General features: G+C 37.5%; 15 protein-coding genes. All 15 read left to right on the plus strand.

What is annotated here, in order from left to right:
• The first annotated feature begins 155 nt into the window (after positions 1-155).
• The 15 genes from ileS (at position 156) to JM172_RS15510 (ending at position 18,475) form a co-directional block, all read left to right on the plus strand.
• The gene (ileS, locus tag JM172_RS15440) at positions 156-2,924 is read left to right on the plus strand and encodes an isoleucine--tRNA ligase (RefSeq protein ID WP_214483264.1); all 2,769 of its coding nucleotides are present in this window, start codon (positions 156-158) and stop codon (positions 2,922-2,924) included.
• A gap of 148 nt (positions 2,925-3,072) precedes the next feature.
• Complete coding sequence (locus JM172_RS15445) at positions 3,073-3,375, plus strand: TraR/DksA family transcriptional regulator (RefSeq protein WP_214483265.1); 303 nt, start codon at positions 3,073-3,075, stop codon at positions 3,373-3,375.
• A 122-nt stretch (positions 3,376-3,497) separates the two neighbouring features.
• On the plus strand, positions 3,498-3,962 hold the full coding sequence (lspA, locus tag JM172_RS15450; RefSeq protein WP_214483266.1) for a signal peptidase II: 465 nt from the start codon (positions 3,498-3,500) through the stop codon (positions 3,960-3,962).
• Positions 3,962-4,870, plus strand: coding sequence for an RluA family pseudouridine synthase (locus JM172_RS15455; protein ID WP_214483267.1), 909 nt, complete (start codon positions 3,962-3,964; stop codon positions 4,868-4,870). Before lspA ends, JM172_RS15455 begins: the two co-directional genes overlap by 1 nt.
• A 198-nt stretch (positions 4,871-5,068) precedes the next feature.
• Positions 5,069-5,608, plus strand: a complete 540-nt coding sequence (pyrR, locus tag JM172_RS15460; protein ID WP_214483268.1) for a bifunctional pyr operon transcriptional regulator/uracil phosphoribosyltransferase PyrR — start codon at positions 5,069-5,071, stop codon at positions 5,606-5,608.
• Between the two features lie 160 nt (positions 5,609-5,768).
• On the plus strand, positions 5,769-7,103 hold the full coding sequence (locus JM172_RS15465; RefSeq protein WP_214483284.1) for a solute carrier family 23 protein: 1,335 nt from the start codon (positions 5,769-5,771) through the stop codon (positions 7,101-7,103).
• A 179-nt stretch (positions 7,104-7,282) separates the two neighbouring features.
• Entirely contained in the window at positions 7,283-8,200 is a 918-nt protein-coding gene (locus tag JM172_RS15470; RefSeq protein ID WP_214483269.1) for an aspartate carbamoyltransferase catalytic subunit, read from the plus strand.
• Positions 8,181-9,455 (plus strand): dihydroorotase, encoded by a 1,275-nt coding sequence (locus tag JM172_RS15475; protein ID WP_214483270.1) that lies wholly within the window; start codon positions 8,181-8,183, stop codon positions 9,453-9,455. Before JM172_RS15470 ends, JM172_RS15475 begins: the two co-directional genes overlap by 20 nt.
• Positions 9,456-9,463: 8 nt before the next feature.
• Positions 9,464-10,564 (plus strand): carbamoyl phosphate synthase small subunit, encoded by a 1,101-nt coding sequence (locus JM172_RS15480; protein WP_214483271.1) that lies wholly within the window; start codon positions 9,464-9,466, stop codon positions 10,562-10,564.
• Positions 10,549-13,761 (plus strand): carbamoyl-phosphate synthase large subunit, encoded by a 3,213-nt coding sequence (carB, locus tag JM172_RS15485; protein WP_214483272.1) that lies wholly within the window; start codon positions 10,549-10,551, stop codon positions 13,759-13,761. Before JM172_RS15480 ends, carB begins: the two co-directional genes overlap by 16 nt.
• Positions 13,758-14,534 (plus strand): dihydroorotate dehydrogenase electron transfer subunit, encoded by a 777-nt coding sequence (locus JM172_RS15490; RefSeq protein WP_214483273.1) that lies wholly within the window; start codon positions 13,758-13,760, stop codon positions 14,532-14,534. The genes carB and JM172_RS15490 overlap by 4 nt, the downstream gene beginning before the upstream one ends.
• Positions 14,531-15,472 (plus strand): dihydroorotate dehydrogenase, encoded by a 942-nt coding sequence (locus tag JM172_RS15495; RefSeq protein ID WP_214483274.1) that lies wholly within the window; start codon positions 14,531-14,533, stop codon positions 15,470-15,472. Before JM172_RS15490 ends, JM172_RS15495 begins: the two co-directional genes overlap by 4 nt.
• Positions 15,444-16,160 (plus strand): orotidine-5'-phosphate decarboxylase, encoded by a 717-nt coding sequence (pyrF, locus tag JM172_RS15500; protein WP_214483275.1) that lies wholly within the window; start codon positions 15,444-15,446, stop codon positions 16,158-16,160. The genes JM172_RS15495 and pyrF overlap by 29 nt, the downstream gene beginning before the upstream one ends.
• A complete protein-coding gene (gene pyrE / locus JM172_RS15505) occupies positions 16,157-16,789 on the plus strand; it encodes an orotate phosphoribosyltransferase (protein WP_214483276.1) in 633 nt (210 codons plus the stop codon). The genes pyrF and pyrE overlap by 4 nt, the downstream gene beginning before the upstream one ends.
• 213 nt (positions 16,790-17,002) lie before the next feature.
• Entirely contained in the window at positions 17,003-18,475 is a 1,473-nt protein-coding gene (locus tag JM172_RS15510; protein WP_214483277.1) for an alanine/glycine:cation symporter family protein, read from the plus strand.
• The last annotated feature ends 348 nt before the right edge of the window (positions 18,476-18,823 follow it).

The raw sequence follows: 18,823 nt of genomic DNA on the forward strand, positions 1-18,823 counted from the left end.
TTAATAAAAAAGCCATCTATGTAATGTATTGTGCATACTAAAGAACACAAGGTGTCACAACGAATGCTAGTTGTATGCTTTTATAGCGAAAAACAGTTACATATGGAAAACAGCTTTTTGATAATTATTTTATGTTAGTTTTGGAGGAATGGAAAATGGAGTATAAAGATACATTACTTATGCCGAAAACAAGCTTTCCAATGCGTGGAAATCTTCCGAATCGAGAGCCACAAATTCAACAGCAATGGGACGAGCAACATATATATGAAATGGTTCAAGAACGGACAAAAGATAGACCATTATATGTTCTACATGACGGCCCTCCATATGCAAATGGTGATATTCATATGGGGCATGCTTTAAACAAAATATTAAAAGATTTTATCGTACGCTACAAATCAATGAGCGGTTATAATGCGCCATATGTACCAGGTTGGGATACACATGGTTTACCTATAGAAACCGCACTAACAAAAAATAAAAAAATAAAACGTAAGGAAATGAGTATTGCTGAATTTCGTAAGCTTTGTGAAGAATATGCGTATAAACAAATCAATAATCAACGCGAGCAATTTAAACGCTTAGGTGTTCGTGGGGATTGGGAAAATCCGTATATTACATTAGAGCCTGCTTATGAAGCACAACAAATTAAAGTATTTGGCGAAATGGCTAAAAAGGGCCTAATTTATAAAGGCTTAAAACCTGTCAATTGGTCACCATCAAGTGAATCAGCTCTTGCAGAAGCTGAGATTGAATATAAAGATAAAAGATCACCTTCTATTTATGTAGCATTTGAAGTGAAAGATGGGAAAGGGGTACTCCAAGGTGATGAAAAAATAATTATTTGGACCACGACACCTTGGACTCTTCCTGCAAATCTTGGCATAACTGTTCATCCTGATCTTGATTATAGTATTGTTCAAGCAGATGGACAAAAATTTGTTATTGCAACTGATTTACTAGAAGTTGTACAAAATGAAATTGGCTGGGAGAATACGACAACAGTAAAATCCATAAAAGGACATCTTTTAGAGAATGTCGTTGCTGCACATCCGTTTTATGAGCGTGATAGTCTTGTCATGTTAGGAGATCATGTAACGACAGATGCAGGTATTGGATGTGTCCATACTGCACCTGGTCATGGGGAAGATGACTTTATCGTAGGAAAAAAATACGGTTTAGATGTGCTTTGCCCTGTAAATGAAATGGGTTATATGACTACTGAGGCACCAGGCTTTGAAGGGTTGTTCTATGATCAAGCGAATAAGCCAATTACTGAGAAATTAGAGGAAGTTGGAGCTCTACTCAAACTTAATTTTATCACGCATTCGTATCCACATGACTGGAGAACTAAAAAGCCTACAATATTTAGAGCGACAGCGCAATGGTTTGCTTCAATAGATAAAATACGAGAAGATTTACTTAACTCAGTAAAAGAAACAAAATGGGTACCGGAATGGGGCGAAACCCGCTTGCATAACATGGTGAGAGATCGTGGGGATTGGTGTATTTCTAGACAACGTGCCTGGGGTGTACCTATTCCTGTGTTCTATGGGGAGAACGGAGAGCCTATTATTACAGATGAAACGATTAATCATGTATCTGACCTATTTAGAGAGCACGGCTCAAATATTTGGTTTGAACAAGATGCAAAAGGCTTGCTCCCAGAAGGCTTTTCACATCCTTCTAGTCCAAATGGAAAGTTTTCAAAGGAACAAGACATTATGGATGTATGGTTTGATTCAGGATCTTCTCATCAAGCCGTTCTTCTCGAAAGAGACGACCTACAACGTCCAGCAGATTTGTATTTAGAAGGGTCTGACCAATATCGCGGTTGGTTTAATTCTTCCTTATCTACATCTGTTGCGGTTACTGGACATGCTCCATATAAAGGTGTATTGAGCCACGGCTTTGTGCTTGATGGAGAAGGTAGAAAAATGAGTAAGTCTATCGGGAATGTTGTCGTTCCAGAGAAAGTAATGAAACAATTAGGTGGCGATATTTTACGCTTATGGGTAGCTTCAGTTGATTATCAATCAGACGTTCGCATCTCAGATGCTATATTAAAGCAAGTAGCTGAAGTATATCGCAAAATTCGTAATACATTCCGCTTCTTATTAGGGAATTTATTCGATTTTGAACCAACTAAAGACACAGTGGCATATGAAGATTTAAGAGAAGTTGATCGATATATGCTCATTAAACTCAATAAAATCATTAACAAAGTAAAGAAATCTTATGAAACATATGAATTTGCGAGTATTTTCCACGATGTTCATAATTTTTGTACGATTGATTTAAGTTCATTCTATTTAGATTTTGCTAAGGATATTTTATACATTGATGCACCAAATGATATGAACCGTCGTGCAATTCAAACAGTCATGTATGAGTCTTTATTAGCACTTACGAAGCTTGTAGCACCTATACTACCTCATACAGCAGACGAGGTATGGTCGCATATTAATACAGTATCAGAGCAAAGTGTGCAGTTAGTCGACATGCCTGAAGCAATGGAATTACAAAATGCTACACAAATTGAAGAGAAATGGGATGCATTTATGTCTCTTCGTGACGATGTGTTAAAGGCATTAGAAGTGGCTCGGAATGAAAAAGTGATAGGTAAATCATTAAATGCTCATATTGCATTATATACTACTGATGATACTAAACATCTCTTAAATGCCATTGAAGAAGATGTGAAGCAACTATTTATCGTTTCAGGATTTAACATTGCAGGAATGCTAGAAGATGCACCTGCGAATGCACAAAAATTTGATCAGACTGCAATTGTTGTATCACCAGCTGAAGGAGAGACGTGTGAACGCTGTTGGGTTGTTTCACAAACAGTAGGTGAGGATAAAGATCATCCAACGATATGCTCGAGGTGCGCAACAGTAGTTAAGGAACATTATACTGAATAAATGAACAACCTTAGCAGTGTTTTATCTGCTAAGGTTTTCTTTGTTGTCCGTTAATGTAATGGAAAAATGTAGTTTACAGGATATGTTGTAAATAAGCATATACTATTGTCATCAATAACAACTGCTTCGTATCTTAGGAGGTTTATGTATGTATGAACAAACAGCAGAGATAAAAGCAGAATTAGAGCTTGCAAAGTTGGAACTAGAAACAAGGTTAGGGCAAGTAGATAAAGATGACGAATGTACATTAAATGATGAGAAACATATGGAGATTATTCATTATGTCAAAGAAGACCTAGATGATGTAAATAGAGCATTAGCGAAAATTGATTTAGGCCTTTATGGCTTATGCGAATCAACAGGTAAAAGAATCCCCCTAGACAAACTGCGAATCTTCCCGACTGTTAGAACAATTGATGAAGTAAATTATCCAAACAATTATATACATTAAAATATTACCGTATTATTTTAACAATAGCATTATTGGTGAATATATTATTATGAATTCGTTGTTTCTTTTCAAGACAATATGCTAAAATGCAGAAGTACATTATATTTCATGGAGGTACTTCTGTGTATTATTATATCTTAGCATTAATCGTTATTTTAATGGATCAAGTAACAAAGTGGATGATTGTTACAAAAATGGAGTATGGTGATCATCTACCAGTTATAGAAAATTTTTTATACATAACTTCACATCGTAATAGAGGAGCGGCTTGGGGTATATTGGAAGGACAGCTTTGGTTCTTTTATATTGTCACAACGATTGTCATCATTGGTATTATTTATTATATGAAAAAACTCCCTCAAACACAGGTGTTGATACGTGTTGCACTAGCATTAATGCTTGGAGGAGCCGTCGGTAATTTTATTGACCGTCTGTTTAGAAAAGAAGTTGTTGATTTTATTAATTTTACGAATATTTTTAGTTATGATTACCCAATCTTTAATATTGCAGATGCTGCATTAGTTGTTGGAGTCATACTGGTAATTATCCATACACTACTAGATGGACGAGAGAAGGAGAAAAATTAATGGATGTTATTGAGTTAATTGTAACAAATGAACAGCGTAACGAAAGGCTTGACAAAGTAATTTCAGAGCATGAAAATGAATGGTCTCGTTCTCAAGTACAGCAATGGATTAAAGCTGGAAATATTACGGTTAATGACAAGAATGTTAAACCTAATTATAAATGTAATATAGAGGACGCTGTGAAAATAATTGTACCAGCAGCTGAAGAACTAGATGTGATTCCACAGGATATGGAATTAGATATTTACTATGAGGATGCAGATGTAATCGTAGTTAATAAGGATAGTGGAATGGTTGTTCACCCTGCACCAGGACATATGGAAGGTACATTAGTAAATGGACTTTTAGCACATTGTACAGATTTGTCTGGTATTAACGGGGTGCTAAGGCCAGGAATTGTTCATAGAATTGATAAAGATACATCAGGGCTTTTAATGGTAGCCAAAAATGATGTAGCCCATGAATCATTAGTCAATCAGTTAGTAAATAAAACTGTCACACGTAAATACAAGGCGATCGTTCATGGTGTTATTCCTCATGATAAGGGAACGATTGATGCACCAATTGGACGAGATAAACGTGATCGCCAAAGTATGACAGTAACTGACGAGCATTCAAAAGATGCAGTTACGCACTTTAAAGTACTTGAAAGATTTAATAATTACACTCTAATTGAATGCCAACTTGAAACAGGAAGAACACACCAGATTCGTGTTCATATGAAATATATTGGCTACCCTCTAGTTGGAGACCCAAAATATGGTCCAAAGAAAACATTAAAAACAAATGGACAAGTACTTCATGCGGCAATTCTAGGTTTTGATCATCCTAGAACGAATAAATATATGGAATTTGAAGCTCCTTTGCCTTCAGAATTTGTCACAGTATTAAATGAGATTAAAAAATAATATTGACATTACCTAACCGTTAATATATTCTAAATGTAGTTGCATACTAGATCTTTAACCCAGTCCCGTGAGGCTGAGAAGGATACGGAATTATATTTAAGAATAATTGTAGTAGCACTACAATTATGAATCCTCTCGCCACAGGTGTGAGGATTTTTTTATGCTGTTGACCACCATTTATAATCAGAGGTGATAACGATGCAAAAAGCTGTAGTATTGGATAATCAAGCTATTCGCAGAGCACTAACTCGTATTGCACATGAGATTATTGAAAAGAACAAAGGTATCAAGGATTGTGTCCTCGTTGGAATTAAAACTCGGGGTATATATCTTGTTAATAGGTTGGCAGAAAAGATTGAGCAAATCGAAGGAGACAAAATCGCAATAGGTGAACTAGACATCACATTATATAGAGATGATCTAACAAACACGACATCGAATAAAGAACCGCTTGTGAAAGGTTCTCATTTACCGATAGATATTACAAATAAAAAGGTAATATTAGTCGATGATGTGTTGTTTACTGGACGCACAGTTCGTGCAGCAATGGACGCGTTAATCGATGTAGGTAGGCCAGCTCAAATACAATTGGCAGTCTTAGTTGATCGAGGCCATAGAGAGCTACCGATAAGAGCAGATTTTGTAGGTAAAAACATTCCAACTTCTAATGCCGAAAAAATAGTTGTTAAATTAGAAGAAGTTGATCAAGTTGATCAAGTAGGTATTTATGAAATTTAATCCCCTTTTAAAGGTTATCCTGTGAGATAACTAAGAGGGTACAACCTCAAGTATGTGGATACTTGAGTAGTTTGCACACCCTCTTTGTATATAAAACAAAGAGGGTTTTTATATGGATTTTTCTAGTGAGTGTTTTACAGAGGAGGAGACAAAGTTGGAGATGAAGCAAAAGGATGTAACTCTTAATGTACATGAAGTCCCACCCTTAAGTAAATGGATTATATTTAGTATCCAACACTTATTTGCAATGTTTGGAGCTACAATACTAGTTCCCTTTTTAGTCGATTTAAGTCCTGGAGTAGCACTTGTTTCAAGTGGTCTCGGAACTCTAGCCTACTTATTAATAACTAGAGGTCAAATACCTGCATATTTAGGCTCCTCATTCGCATTTATTGTACCTATTATTTTAGCAAAAACAGCCGGAGGTCCACAGGCTGCAATGTTAGGAAGTTTTTTAGCAGGTGTCGTCTATGGGATTGTAGCTTTACTTATTAAAGGTTTTGGTTTGAAGTGGATTATGCGCATCTTACCACCTGTAGTTGTAGGTCCTGTGATCATTGTAATAGGTCTAGGCTTAGCGAATGTTGCTGTTGGAATGGCAATGTATGAAAATGCAGGTGCACCATCAAAAGAGTTAATTTACAATCCAACGTATTTCTCAGTGGCTATAGTGACACTCGCATTAACAATTATTTGTTCAGTGTTTTTAAAAGGCTTCTTTGGACTCATTCCCCTTTTAATAGGTATTGTTGGCGGGTACACATATGCATTTTTTATGGGCATTGTTGATCTCACTCCGATTCGTGAAGCAAAGCTCTTCGAAGTGCCAGATTTCTATATTCCATTTGTAAACTATACACCAAGCTTAGACTGGGAAATTGCTCTTATCATGGTTCCAGTCGCTATAGTAACAATTGCAGAGCATATCGGTGATCAGATGGTCTTAAGTAAAGTTGTAGGGCGGAATTTTATAGAAAAACCTGGGCTCCATCGCTCAATCTTAGGTGATGGTATTGCAACAATGATTGCAGCAACATTAGGGGGGCCTCCTAATACTACTTACGGAGAAAATATAGGTGTCTTAGCAATTACGAAAGTGTTCAGTGTATTTGTTATCGGAGGCGCAGCCGTGTTTGCAATATGTTTTGGATTTATCGGTAAAATAACAGCATTAATTGGTTCAATTCCATCTCCTGTCATGGGCGGTGTATCAATATTATTATTTGGAATTATTGCATCATCAGGCTTACGTATGTTAATAGATAATAAAGTTGATTTAGGAAATACAAGAAACTTAATCATTTCGTCAGTTATTATAGTCATCGGTGTTGGTGGAGCTTTTGTTCAAGTTACAGATCAGTTGCAAATTGCTGGTATGGCATTAGCAGCAATTTGTGGTGTTATACTTCATCTTATACTACCTGGCAAAGAGTCTAGTTATGGTACTAATGAAATGTTTGGATTATCGGTAGATAAGCAACAAATAAGCGGCTAAACCTTTTAAATAAGTCCTGTGAGACTAGTAAGGGTGTAAGGTAATAAGTGTATTTGATACGCAAAATGAATCATGATCGTATCATAACGCTGAAATGTCTTTCAAACACCCTACACAAATTTGTAGGGTGTTTTTTCTTAAATAAATGTAACACTAAAAACCAAAAAGGGGATCATAATATGAAACATTTACTCGCGATGAATCAGCTATCAACGAATGATATTGAAATGATATTGCAAGATGCGCATCGGTTTTCTAGTGGTGAATGGACTGATATTGCGCAGAACAAATTTATTGCTAATTTGTTTTACGAACCTAGCACAAGAACGAAGTTTAGCTTTGAAGTAGCAGAGAAAAAGCTTGGAGCGCATGTGTTAAATTTCGATGCGTCAAACACAAGTGTCCAAAAAGGCGAAAGCTTATACGATACTGTGAGAACGTTACAAGCAATCGGAGCAAATGCGGTTGTCATTAGACACGAAGAAGACCAATATTATGATGAATTACGTGAACAAATCAGCATCCCTATCATTAATGCAGGTGATGGATGTGGTCATCATCCAACACAATCATTGCTTGATTTATACACGATTAAAGAGGAGTTTGGAACATTTAAAGGGTTGAAGGTTGCGATCGTTGGCGATATTCGTCATAGTCGTGTAGCACGTTCTAACTCTGAAGTATTAACAAGACTTGGAGCTCATGTGATGTTCTCTGCACCAGATGAATGGCGAGATGAAACGAATCAATTTGGTAAGTATGTTGACATAGATGAGGCGGTACAGACAAGTGATGTATTGATGCTATTACGTATTCAACATGAACGTCATCAAGAAGGAAATGATCATGCTTCACAAAGCTATCATGAATCTTACGGATTAACAATTGAGAGAGAAAAGCAAATGCAAGCACATAGTATTATTTTACATCCAGCCCCAGTGAACCGTGGAGTGGAAATAGCTAGTGAATTAGTGGAATGTGGTCGATCTAGAATCTTTAAGCAAATGGAAAATGGTGTATATATTCGTATGGCTGTTATTCAAAGAGCATTACAATCTGTACAAGGGGGATTAACAAATGAGTATTGTACTAACTAATGGTAAGTGGTTCAACGAAAATGGGGCATTAGAATCGATAAATTTAAAAATTGAAGATGGGAAAATCGTGGAAATTGGCGAGGGTATTGATACGACAAATACACAGGTGATTGATGTTAAGGGTAAGGTCATATCACCAGGATTTGTTGACTTACATGTACATTTGCGTGAGCCTGGTGGTGAACATAAAGAAACAATTGAGACAGGTTCATTAGCAGCAGCTAAAGGTGGGTTTACGACGATTGCAGCGATGCCTAATACCCGTCCTGTTCCTGATACGAAAGATCAAATGAATTGGCTCCAAAAACGAATCGAAGAAACAGCACATGTCCGTGTCTTACCGTACGCAGCTATAACAACTCGTCAGCTTGGAGAGGAGCTAACGGATTTTGAACAGCTAAAAGAGGCAGGCGCATTTGCCTTCACAGATGACGGAGTAGGCGTGCAATCAGCACATAAAATGCTTGAGGCAATGAAAAGGGCAGCCGATTTAAATATGTCGATCGTTGCGCATTGTGAGGAAAATACGTTGATTAATAAAGGTGCTGTGCACGAAGGAGATTTTTCAGCAAAACATCACTTGAATGGCATTCCGTCAGTATGTGAATCAGTTCATATTGCGAGAGACGTACTATTAGCAGAGGCAGCGAATTGTCATTATCACGTTTGTCATATTAGTACAAAGGAATCAGTAAGAGTAGTTAGAGATGCGAAACGCGCTGGAATTAATGTTACAGCCGAAGTGACTCCACATCATCTACTGTTAACAGATGACGATATCCCAGGGCTAGATTCAAATTATAAAATGAACCCACCACTTAGATCAAAGGCTGATAAAGAAGCATTAATTGAAGGATTGTTAGATGGGACAATAGATTTTATTGCTACAGATCATGCTCCTCACACTGCAGAAGAAAAATCAGAAGGAATGGAGCTTGCACCATTTGGAATTGTAGGTCTAGAAACAGCGTTTCCGCTTCTTTATACACATTTTGTTGAAAAAGGCATTATTACCTTAGAGGAGCTAATAAATTATTTAACTAAAAAGCCAGCAGAAGTGTTTAATCTTCCGTTTGGAAGCTTACAAGTAGGATCCCATGCAGATTTAACAATTATAGATCTTGAATTGGAACAAACAATTGACCCTGAAACATTTGCTTCAAAAGGGAAAAATACGCCATTTGCTGAATGGACTTGTAAAGGTTGGCCTGTAATGACATTAGTTAACGGAAAAATTGTATGGCAGAAGGGATGAATTCTTATATGAAACGACAATTAATTTTAGAAGATGGAACAGTGTTTGTTGGAAGAGCATTTGGTAGTGAGAAAGATACGGTTGGTGAGGTAGTTTTTAATACAGGTATGACAGGATATCAAGAGATACTTTCAGATCCATCATATTGTGGCCAAATCGTAACTTTGACTTACCCTTTAATCGGAAATTATGGCATAAATCGAGATGATTTTGAGTCAATTACTCCTGCGATAAACGGGTTCATTGTGAAAGAATTTAGTGAACACCCTTCTAACTGGAGAAATCAATATACAATAAATGAATTTTTTAAAGAGCAAAACATTCCAGGGATAGCAGGAATAGATACTAGGAAACTAACGAGAATTATTCGTCATCATGGAGCTTTAAAAGGTGCTATTTGCTCCATGGACGTTGATGTAGCTGAAATGATCAAGCGTTTATCTTCAACTACACTTCCTACAAATCAAGTACAGAAGGTATCAACGAAAAGTCCATACCCTAGCCCAGGCCGTGGTTATAAGGTCGTATTAGTGGATTATGGGATGAAACATGGGATTTTACGAGAATTAAACAATCGTAATTGTGATGTAATTGTCGTTCCATATAATGTTACAGCTGAAGAGATATTAAGACTTAGCCCTGATGGTGTCATGTTAAGTAATGGACCAGGAGACCCGATGGATGTACCTGAAGCAATCGATATGATTAACGGCATTATCGGCAAAGTACCGCTATTTGGAATTTGTTTAGGGCATCAATTATTTGCTCTAGCTTGTGGAGCAAGCACAGAAAAAATGAAGTTTGGTCATCGTGGATCGAATCATCCAGTTAAAAATCTTGAAACTGGAAAAGTAGATATTACTTCACAAAACCATGGATATACAGTAAATGAACAGTCAATTTCAAATACAAAATTAAATGTTACTCACATCGCTTTAAATGATGGAACAATAGAAGGCTTAGCTCATCAAGATTATCCAGCTTTTACAGTTCAATATCACCCTGAAGCTTCACCGGGTCCAGAAGATGCTAACGGTTTATTCGATGAATTTATGAGCCTAATTGAAACATACAAGAGAGAGGGAGAAAAAGTATGCCAAAACGTGTAGACATTGAGACGATTTTAGTAATTGGATCAGGACCGATCATTATTGGACAAGCAGCAGAATTCGATTATGCGGGGACACAAGCTTGTCTAGCGTTAAAAGAAGAAGGGTACCGTGTTATTCTAGTTAATTCTAATCCAGCTACAATCATGACCGACACAGAAATAGCAGATAAAGTTTATATTGAACCACTTACTACTGAATTTGTAAGCAGAATTATTCGTAAAGAAAGGCCTGATGCATTAGTACCAACATTAGGGGGACAAACTGGTTTAAACTTAGCTGTTGAGCTCTCAAAATCAGGTGTGTTAGATGAATGCAATGTTGAGATATTAGGTACAAAGCTTGATGCAATTGAAAAAGCAGAAGATCGTGAACTGTTTCGTAATTTAATGAATGAATTAAATGAGCCTGTACCACAAAGTGAAATTATTCATACGCTTGAAGAGGCACGAAGTTTTGTTGAAGAAGTAGGTTATCCAATCATCGTTAGACCAGCATATACGTTAGGTGGCACTGGTGGAGGTATTTGTCATAACGAGGAAGAGCTCCATGAAATCGTATCAAGCGGAATAAAGATGAGTCCAGTTAATCAATGTTTAGTGGAAAGAAGTATTGCAGGCTTTAAAGAAATCGAATATGAAGTGATGCGTGATTCTAATGATAATGCCATTGTAGTATGTAATATGGAAAATATCGACCCAGTTGGCATCCATACTGGTGACTCCATTGTTGTAGCACCAAGCCAAACACTTAGTGATCGTGAGTATCAATTGTTAAGGAATACTTCTTTAAAAATTATTCGAGCATTAAAAATTGAAGGTGGATGTAATGTTCAGCTCGCTTTAGACCCACACAGCTTTGACTATTTTATCATCGAGGTAAACCCTCGTGTAAGTCGCTCATCAGCACTGGCATCAAAAGCAACTGGCTATCCGATAGCAAAGCTAGCTGCAAAAATTGCAGTTGGACTAACATTAGATGAAATGATTAACCCTGTTACTGGAAAAACATATGCTTGTTTTGAACCTGCATTAGATTATGTCGTTTCAAAGATTCCTAGATGGCCATTCGATAAATTTGAATCAGCGAATCGTCATCTTGGCACACAAATGAAAGCTACTGGGGAAGTAATGGCAATCGGTAGAAACTTTGAAGAATCGATCTTAAAAGCTGTTCGTTCACTAGAAGCTGGTGTATTTCATCTAGAGCTAGATGAAGCAAGTGCTCATAGTGATGCAATGATTGAAAAACGCATCCGTAAGGCTGGCGATGAGCGGTTATTTTATGTAGGAGAGGCACTCCGTCGTGGTATTACAATTGAGCAGCTCCATGAATGGAGTGCAATTGACTTATTTTTCCTGCAAAAATTTCAAAATATCGTTCGTTTTGAAACTGTTCTGCAGAATAACATTGGTGATAAAGACGTGTTACATGAATCAAAAGAACTTGGCTTTGCAGACATAACAATCGCTAAACTATGGAATCAAACAGAACATCAAGTATATGAATTTAGAAAACAGTCGAACATCATTCCTGTATATAAAATGGTTGATACATGCGCTGCAGAATTTGAATCTACAACACCGTATTATTATGGAACATATGAGGAAGAAAATGAATCAATTGTTTCTGAGAAAGAGAGCGTGGTTGTTTTAGGTTCTGGTCCTATACGTATCGGACAAGGTGTGGAATTTGACTACGCAACAGTTCATTCAGTTTGGGCTATTAAAGAGGCAGGATATGAATCAATCATAATTAATAACAACCCAGAAACGGTTTCAACAGATTTTAGTGTATCAGATAAGCTCTATTTCGAACCGTTAACGATTGAAGATGTCATGCATATTATTGACTTAGAGAAGCCTATCGGTGTTGTTGTCCAGTTTGGCGGACAAACAGCGATTAATTTAGCGAATGAACTAGCAAAACGTGGAGTGAAAATTTTAGGAACATCACTAGAAGACTTGGATCGCGCTGAAGATCGAGATAAGTTTGAACATACAATAACACAGTTAGGTATACCACAACCTAAAGGAAAAACGGCTACTTCTGTAGAGGAAGCTGTACAAGTAGCTGACAGAATCGGTTATCCAGTACTTGTTCGTCCATCTTACGTTTTAGGTGGAAGAGCAATGGAAATTGTATATAAAAAGGAAGAGCTGCTTCATTACATGAAAAATGCTGTCAAAGTAAATCCACAGCATCCAGTACTAATTGATAGGTATATGATTGGTAAAGAAATAGAGGTTGACGCGATTTCTGATGGGGAAAGTGTATACATTCCTGGCATTATGGAACATATTGAACGAGCTGGTGTACACTCAGGTGACTCGATCGCTGTGTATCCACCACAAACATTATCGTCTGATGTAAAACAGAAAATAGTTGATTATACAACGTCACTGGCTAAAGGTTTAAACATCGTCGGGCTACTGAATATCCAATTTATCGTGTATAAGCAAGATGTATACGTCATAGAAGTAAATCCACGATCAAGTCGTACGGTACCGTTTTTAAGTAAAATCACAGGTGTGCCTATGGCTAATATCGCAACAAAAGTAATACTAGGTGCGAAACTAGAACAGCTTGGTTATTCAACTGGTTTACATGAGGAAAGCAAAGGGGTATTTGTAAAAGTACCAGTCTTTTCGTTTGCGAAATTACGTCGCGTTGATATTACATTAGGACCAGAAATGAAGTCAACTGGAGAAGTAATGGGTAAAGACAATACATTAGAAAAAGCTTTGTATAAAGGGCTTGTTGCAGCTGGTATGAGAGTCCAACAATTTGGTTCGGTCCTTCTAACTGTAGCAGATAAAGATAAAGAAGAAGCTTTAATGATCGCTAAAAGATTTCACCGTATAGGTTATCAAGTATTAGCGACAAGTGGTACTGCTGATTTTCTAGCAAAAGAAAATATTCCTGTGACTGTCGTTAACAAAATCGGAACAGATAAACCTAATTTGCTTGATGTTATTAGACAAGGAAAAGCCCAGTTTGTCATTAACACATTAACGAAAGGTAAGCAGCCTGCTCGAGACGGTTTTAGAATTAGAAGGGAATCAGTTGAAAATAATGTACCATGCTTGACAAGTCTTGATACAGCACAAGCAATATTACGTGTTCTCGAGTCGATGACATTTTCAGCAGAAGCGATGCCTCAATTTGAGCAAGCTAAAGAGGTGACACATTCATGATAATGCAAGAGGACATGCAGGTAGTTTCTCAAAGAGAAATTGCACAAGATATTTTTGAATTGGTATTACAAGGTGACCTGGTAACACAAATGGGAGAGCCAGGACAGTTCGTGCATATTAAAGTTTCAGAAGGGGCAGAGCCTTTGCTACGTCGTCCAATTAGTATTGCGAATGTGGATAAAAAGAATAGCCAATTTACAATGATTTATCGTAAGGAAGGACTCGGCACACGAGTCCTTTCTAGAATAAACAATGGGACAGTCAATGTATTAGGGCCATTGGGCAATGGTTTCCCAATTAACGAAACTAAACGAGGAAACACAGCTCTATTAGTAGGTGGCGGTATCGGAGTTCCACCATTATATGAGCTTTCAAAGCAACTCGTTGCAAAAGGTGTGAAGGTTATACATGTTTTAGGTTTTCAAGATAAACAGGTAGCTTTTTATGAACAGCAGTTTTCAGAGCTTGGCTCAACACATATTGCAACTGTAGATGGATCGTTAGGTATAAAAGGTTTTGTGACTGATGTAATCGATCAATATCAATTATCTTTTGATGTTCTTTTCTCATGTGGTCCTACCCCAATGTTAAAAGTGATAGAAGACCGCTATCAAGATAAAAAGGCCTTTATTTCTCTTGAAGAACGTATGGGCTGTGGGATCGGTGCATGTTTTGCATGCGTTTGTCATACACAAGAAGATCCTGAAGGTACATCGTACAAGAAGGTTTGTAGCGATGGTCCAGTGTTTAAGGTTGGAGAGGTGGTATTATGAATCGACTTAACATAGAGTTACCAGGACTGAAGTTGAAAAATCCAATTATGCCAGCTTCCGGTTGCTTTGGCTTTGGTAAGGAATATGCAAATCTATATGATTTAAGTAACCTTGGAGCAATAATGATTAAAGCAACTACACTCGAGCCACGCTTTGGTAATTCTACTCCACGTGTCGCTGAAACTTCAGCAGGCATGTTAAATGCCATAGGCTTACAGAATCCAGGGCTTGAAAAAGTGTTAGCTGAGGAATTACCATGGTTGGAACAATATGATGTCCCAATTATTGCGAATGTAGCAGGTTCACAAGTCGAAGACTATGTTGAAGTTGCTCAAGAGATATCTAAAGCGAAAAATGTTCATGCGCTGGAACTGAATATTTCTTGCCCAAATGTGAAAACTGGTGGCATAGCATTTGGAACAATACCTGAGGTTGCGCATGATTTAACAAAACAAGTAAAAGAAGTATCTACTGTGCCAGTATATGTGAAGCTTTCACCGAATGTAGCGAATATCGTTGATATGGCAACAGCAGTTGAAGAAGCCGGAGCTGATGGCTTAACGATGATTAATACACTTTTAGGGATGCGTCTTGACCTAAGAACGGCTAAGCCAATTTTAGCGAATCGTACAGGTGGGTTGTCTGGGCCAGCGATTAAACCTGTTGCAATTAGAATGATTTACGAAGTGAGTCAAAAGGTCTCCATACCAATCATTGGGATGGGAGGAGTGCAAACAGCTGAGGACGTTATTGAATATTTATATGCAGGTGCAAGTGCTGTCGCTGTAGGAACAGCAAATTTCGTGGATCCATTCGTATGTCCAAATATCATTGAAGAACTGCCATTATTACTTGATAAGCTTGGTATTGATCATATATCAGACTGTATAGGAAGGAGCTGGAAAGAGCGTGAAAAGACCATTAATCATTGCTCTTGATTTTGCAGAACAGGAGCAAGTAAATCAATTTTTAGCGAATTTTCATGGTGAAAACCTTTATCTCAAGGTAGGTATGGAACTTTTCTATCAGGAAGGTCCTCAAATTGTTGCACAGTTAAAAAATGCCGGTCACAACATCTTTTTAGATTTAAAACTACATGATATTCCTAATACAGTAAAGTCTGCCATGAAAGGAATCGCACGATTAGGTGTCGATATTATCAATGTTCATGCTGCTGGTGGGAAGCAAATGATGGAAGCGGCGATGGAAGGTCTTGAAGCGGGTACGCCTTCTGGAAATGATCGTCCGAGTTGTATTGCTGTTACACAACTGACCAGCACCTCACAACAAATGTTAAGTGAGCAACTACTTATTGATCATTCACTTGATAATGTTGTGCTTCATTATGCAAGTAACGCAAAACAAAGTGGGTTAGATGGTATTGTTTGTTCAACACTAGAAGTACCGATGATTCAGAAAGAACTAGGAAAAGGGTTTGCTACTGTAACACCAGGCATTCGTCAATTAACAGACAATCAAGACGATCAAGTCCGTATTGCAACTCCAGAAAAGGCTCGCCAGTTAGGTTCCACCGCTATAGTCGTCGGGAGAAGTATTACGAAAGCGCAAGATCCGATAGCAGCATATAAAAAAATGAAAGCAGGATGGGAAGGAGCCTCCATATGAAAGCAAAAATAGCTGAACATTTATTAGAAATTAAAGCGGTTTTTTTACAACCAAATAACCCTTTTACATGGTCTTCAGGAATGAAATCACCGATCTACTGTGATAATCGCTTAACGTTATCTTATCCTCGTGTTCGAACAGATATAGCGGACGGCTTAGTAGAATTAATTAAAGAACATTTCCCTGAAACAGATGTCATAGCTGGTGCAGCTACAGGCGGCATTGCACATGCTGCTTTGGTAAGTGAAAGAATGAATCTACCTATGTGCTACGTTCGAGGTAAGGCCAAAGGCCATGGGAAAGGAAACCAAATAGAAGGTGTCGTGTCTGAAGGCCAAAATGTTGTCGTGGTTGAAGATTTAATCTCTACTGGAGGAAGCGCGTTAACAGTTGTTGAGGCACTTAGAGCAGAAGGCTGTAATGTGTTAGGAATCGCTTCAATTTTTACGTATGGACTACTTGCAGGTCAGCAAAAATTAGATGAAGCTAATGTAAGAGCTTATTCGTTAACAGATTTTGCGGCTTTAACTGAAGTAGCTGCTAAGAACGGGTATATAACTCAAGAAGATATTTCGAAACTGTTGAAATGGAGTGAAAATCCTCAAGACGAAACATGGATGAATATCTAATAATAGTCAAAATTTTCTTTTATTTGACACTTCTTACAATTTGAATAATAATGTTATTATATGAATAAATATCCCTATTGTTTTTGATAAACTGAGAATTATGAATAATCATACTAATACACTACTTAGTTATAAAAATCTTCATAGAAAAGATTTTTGAATAAAACTTTATTATTATTCTACTAAACTAAAAAACAAGGGGGATAAAATGTAATGACAAGTGTTGTAGGATGGCTAAATGATCATATTTGGAGTAATTATCTGATTTATTTATGTTTAGGAGCAGGCTTATTCTTTACGATTGCTACGAGATTTGTTCAAGTCAGATACTTTAAAGAAATGATTAAATTAATGTTTGAGGGAAAAAGCTCCAAATCAGGAGTATCATCCTTCCAAGCGTTAGCACTATCTTTATCTGGGCGCGTAGGTACCGGGAATATTGCTGGTGTTGCTTCTGCGATAGCATATGGAGGGCCTGGAGCAGTGTTCTGGATGTGGCTAATTGCCTTTTTAGGTGCTGGCTCCGCTTTCGTAGAATCATCCTTGGGGCAAGTTTTTAAAACGAAACAAGATGGTGAATATCGTGGTGGACCAGCGTTCTATATCGAAAAAGGTCTTAAAATAAAATGGTACGCAATTTTATTTGCGCTTGTTACTGTTATTGCAACTGGAATGCTTTTACCAGGTGTACAAGCTAACAGTATAGCGGCAGGAATGGACAATGCATTTGGGATAAACCCTACGATTACAGGTGTGTTTTTAGTTGTATTCCTAGCGTTAATTATTTTCGGTGGAATTAAACGTATTGTCCATGTTGCTCAAGTAGTTGTACCATTTATGGCTATAGGATATATTTTAGTTTCTATGTACATCTTAATTACAAACATCTCACAGGTTCCTGAAGTGTTTAGTCTTATCTTTAGCAGTGCTTTTGGGACAGATGCTACTTTTGGTGGTATTTTAGGTGCAGCTATTGCATGGGGAGTCAAACGAGGTATTTACTCTAATGAGGCTGGTCAAGGTACGGGACCTCATGCAGCAGCAGCAGCTGAAGTTTCACACCCTGCAAAACAAGGACTTGTTCAGGCGTTCTCAGTATACATAGACACGTTGTTTGTATGCTCAGCAACGGCATTTATGATTATTATTACTGGTATGTATAATGTTACACCAGAAGGGGAAGCGCCGATTGTCAATAATTTAGCAGATGTAGAACCAGGACCAGTATATACACAACAAGCAATAGAATCACAAATACCTGGCTTCGGAGCACCGTTTGTTTCGATTTCACTTCTCTTCTTCGCTTTTACAACAATTATGGCATACTACTATATGGCTGAAACAAACCTAGCATATCTTAACCGTAAAGTGCGACGGGTTTGGTCTGAATATTTATTAAAAGTTGCGCTGTTATTTGTTGTCTTTTATGGAAGTGTAAAAACTGCAGATTTAGCTTGGGGCTTAGGTGATGTTGGTGTTGGTAGTATGGCATGGTTAAATATAATAGCAATATTACTGTTGACGAAACCAGCGTTAAGAGTACTTAAAGATTATGAAACTCAGAAAAGAGCAGGTAAGGATCCAGTATTTAACCCTAGCAAGTTAGGTATTGAAGGTGCTGATTTTTGGGAAGAGGAATACAAAAATCACGAAGCTGATGAGTCAAAATCTACTAAAGCTGTCTAATTGTAAGGTTCTTTTCGAAAAAATTGTTGCTATGTTTACTGACAGTATGAATGAGAACACTGGATGTATACGTGCTTTAATGAAAAAACGAAGAGTAACAATTAATGTGAAAGCAACTAAATGAAAAAAGTAGAGGGGGCCGCAGGCCCCCTTTTGTTATTTCTAAGTTTACTATTTTCTAATTTTTTTGTTTAGTTTCAATCCTTAAACCTAAAAGGTACGGCTTCGAATGCTACGCATGTCCTTGTGCTTATAGAAAATGGTAAAGGAACTTACAGATTTTCACGAACGGGAAAGCCCACTCCTTAAGGTGTGGGATGGTAGTGAGATCAGATACGGTGTAGCTTC

Source organism: Bacillus sp. SM2101 (genome assembly GCF_018588585.1).
Taxonomy (GTDB): Bacteria; Bacillota; Bacilli; order Bacillales; family SM2101; genus Nanhaiella; species Nanhaiella sioensis.

Excerpts from the sequence above, each read along its gene's own strand:
- ileS (WP_214483264.1), top strand. The coding sequence starts at position 156 with ATGGAGTATAAAGATACATTACTTATGCCGAAAACAAGCTTTCCAATG.
- JM172_RS15445 (WP_214483265.1), top strand. The coding sequence starts at position 3,073 with ATGTATGAACAAACAGCAGAGATAAAAGCAGAATTAGAGCTTGCAAAG.
- JM172_RS15455 (WP_214483267.1), top strand. The coding sequence starts at position 3,962 with ATGGATGTTATTGAGTTAATTGTAACAAATGAACAGCGTAACGAAAGG.
- pyrR (WP_214483268.1), top strand. The coding sequence starts at position 5,069 with ATGCAAAAAGCTGTAGTATTGGATAATCAAGCTATTCGCAGAGCACTA.
- JM172_RS15465 (WP_214483284.1), top strand. The coding sequence starts at position 5,769 with ATGAAGCAAAAGGATGTAACTCTTAATGTACATGAAGTCCCACCCTTA.
- JM172_RS15470 (WP_214483269.1), top strand. The coding sequence starts at position 7,283 with ATGAAACATTTACTCGCGATGAATCAGCTATCAACGAATGATATTGAA.
- JM172_RS15475 (WP_214483270.1), top strand. The coding sequence starts at position 8,181 with ATGAGTATTGTACTAACTAATGGTAAGTGGTTCAACGAAAATGGGGCA.
- JM172_RS15480 (WP_214483271.1), top strand. The coding sequence starts at position 9,464 with ATGAAACGACAATTAATTTTAGAAGATGGAACAGTGTTTGTTGGAAGA.
- carB (WP_214483272.1), top strand. The coding sequence starts at position 10,549 with ATGCCAAAACGTGTAGACATTGAGACGATTTTAGTAATTGGATCAGGA.
- JM172_RS15490 (WP_214483273.1), top strand. The coding sequence starts at position 13,758 with ATGATAATGCAAGAGGACATGCAGGTAGTTTCTCAAAGAGAAATTGCA.
- JM172_RS15495 (WP_214483274.1), top strand. The coding sequence starts at position 14,531 with ATGAATCGACTTAACATAGAGTTACCAGGACTGAAGTTGAAAAATCCA.
- pyrE (WP_214483276.1), top strand. The coding sequence starts at position 16,157 with ATGAAAGCAAAAATAGCTGAACATTTATTAGAAATTAAAGCGGTTTTT.
- JM172_RS15510 (WP_214483277.1), top strand. The coding sequence starts at position 17,003 with ATGACAAGTGTTGTAGGATGGCTAAATGATCATATTTGGAGTAATTAT.